Origin of the sequence: Ohtaekwangia sp. (assembly GCF_036786105.1) — a bacterium.
Lineage (GTDB): Bacteria > Bacteroidota > Bacteroidia > Cytophagales > Cyclobacteriaceae > Ohtaekwangia.
This window is the reverse complement of record NZ_DAIQRQ010000024.1, coordinates 66094-68311: the sequence shown is the minus strand read 5'-3', so window position 1 is coordinate 68311 and position 2218 is coordinate 66094. Positions and strand designations below refer to the sequence as shown.

The 2218-nt window shown below is 39.9% G+C and carries 2 protein-coding genes; one reads left to right on the top strand and one right to left on the bottom strand.

Going from position 1 to position 2218, the window contains the following annotated elements; all coding sequences use genetic code 11:
* A partial coding sequence (locus V7Q33_RS12230; RefSeq protein WP_333820018.1) for a hypothetical protein occupies positions 1–741 on the top strand: 741 nt, incomplete at its 5' end.
* 364 nt (positions 742–1105) lie between these two features.
* Here V7Q33_RS12230 and V7Q33_RS12225 read toward each other — a convergent pair.
* Positions 1106–2218, bottom strand: a 1113-nt coding sequence (locus V7Q33_RS12225; protein ID WP_333820017.1) for a hypothetical protein, incomplete at its 5' end; no start/stop codon positions are given.

Here is a 2218-nt window from a genome sequence, read left to right as displayed (position 1 = left end):
TCAACATCCGAAACAGGGCATGCTCAAAATGTAGCAAACCTTGAAAAACTGATTGTTTATTGCACTGGTTACGGGGCAAAGTATAATCCCGCCAAAGCTTCGTTAAAATTAAGTTCGCTAAATACCTTGCTTGCATCTGCGCGATCATCGCTCCAGGCACTCAAAGCCTCGCAATCTGTTTACAACAGCGCCACCAACTTACGGGAAGAAGCCTTCAAACCGTTGAAACCCATAGCCACCAAAATAGTAAATGCTATGGCTGTATCAGGCGCATTAAAGCAGAACGTAGATGATGCTAAAACGGCTAATATGAAAATTCAGGGAAAAAGAGCGGTTGCCATTAAAAAGCCGGAAGCAACGGACACGGAAGCCGCTGTTGCTGAACCCGAAGTAAAAACATCGTCAGTATCGCAACAGAGCTATAATAAACAGATTGATAATTTCGAGCATTTAATACATGCGCTCAATGTAGAGCCAAATTATACCCCTAACGAAGAAGAGTTGCAATTACCCTCACTTAATACACGCCTGATTGATCTTAAATCAAAAAATAGTGATGTCGTTAATGCAGAATCAAACCTAAGCAATGCTCGTATAGCCAGAAATAGCATATTATATGCCGAAGGAACTGGCTTAGTAGATGTATGTCTTGATATAAAGAACTATGTAAAGTCAGTATTTGGCGCGACAAGCCCGCAGTATAAGCAAGTAAGCGATGTAAAATTTACCAAAGCAAAATAATTTCAAGTAGAAGCAAAGCAGCCTAAAAACCTTTAAGAGTAACATTCGATTCTCTTAAAGGTTTTGTTAGATCATACAGTCTCATTAGAAATTAGGATAAAATGATTTTAAATTTTCATGTCCCATTTTAGAATTATTGCATCCGGTTTCAGAATTGTAATGTCCCGTTTTAGAATTATCGCATCCGGTCTTGGAATTATTACGTCCGGTTTTAGAATTATTGCTTTCGGTTCGAGAATTATTGTATCCGGTTTCAGAATTATTGCATCCGGTTTTAGAATTATCGCATCCGGTTTTAGAATTATTGCATCCGGTTTTAGAATTATTGCATCCGGTTTTAGAATTATTGCATTCCGTTTTGAAATTATGCGATTGTTGGATGCTGGCTGTCTTTCAGAAAAGAAAAAAGACTCCACACCAGGTATAGGGCTCCCAGGTATAACAGAGGCTCTGCCGTACGGAAATATCGCGCTTCGCCTACATGGAAAATAAATGGGAAGAGAAGGATGAGCGATAGCGGTATAAAAGCAAGCACGCTGTTTCTGGTTCTTATGGAAAGCAGTATAATTCCTGGTAAACCTGCCAGGAGACTAATCCAGTAAAGAACGGTTTGACTTACTTTAATACCCAATTGAATTGGGTGAAAGCATGGATTGGATGAATGTATCGGTAAATAGTACGATCCGCTGTGCACCAGAAACTTTGCTGTAATTCGAAACGGAGATACGATATAGAACTGCCATGGTTTTTCCTGCTGGAAGCTTTTGGTGAGACGATCAAAATCAGCAGTTACTTCTTTTTCGAGTGTTTCTGAATAATGAGTTTGGAGATTTATATACTTACTGCGTACAGATTGAATATCCGTTGAATCATATTCACGGGTATATGCGTATGCAGGCATCTTAAATTCGCAGGGAATGCCGGCATTAGGAATAAAGTAACAACCCGCACTCGTCTTCTCCCAAAAAATTATATCGCCACCCCAGGCCTGTACAAACCTCCGGAAGGCCATATCAGCTTGTGTGTAATTATACCCTGCGGTTGCATTGATCTGCAACGGAATAATCTTTCCATAGATAGTATAATTTCGAATCGTCCATGGAGTAAGGAAGATGATCAGCGGTGTTGCGATCACAAGAGTTCTTTTTGCAGCGATAATAAGATGGTTAAGGTTAAATCTATTCTGTGTAAACAGAAAATGTATGCCAATGGGAAGAAAGAGAATGGCAAAGTATGCTTTTAGTGTAACCAGCCACCCCAGGAACAATCCCGCAAATAAAAGATTTCGATAACTGGATGTTTGCAGAAATTTATAGTAATGATACACAAAGAAGATGAGCGTTGAACAGCTGAGGCTTTCGGGCGATATATATATTGAAAAGATGGTGAAGTTGGAAGCCGCCAGGCACAGCGCTAATAAAATATAGGCGAGGAGTGTATTCCCTGTTATGTGCAGGAACAGCACTACCAGGTAGTA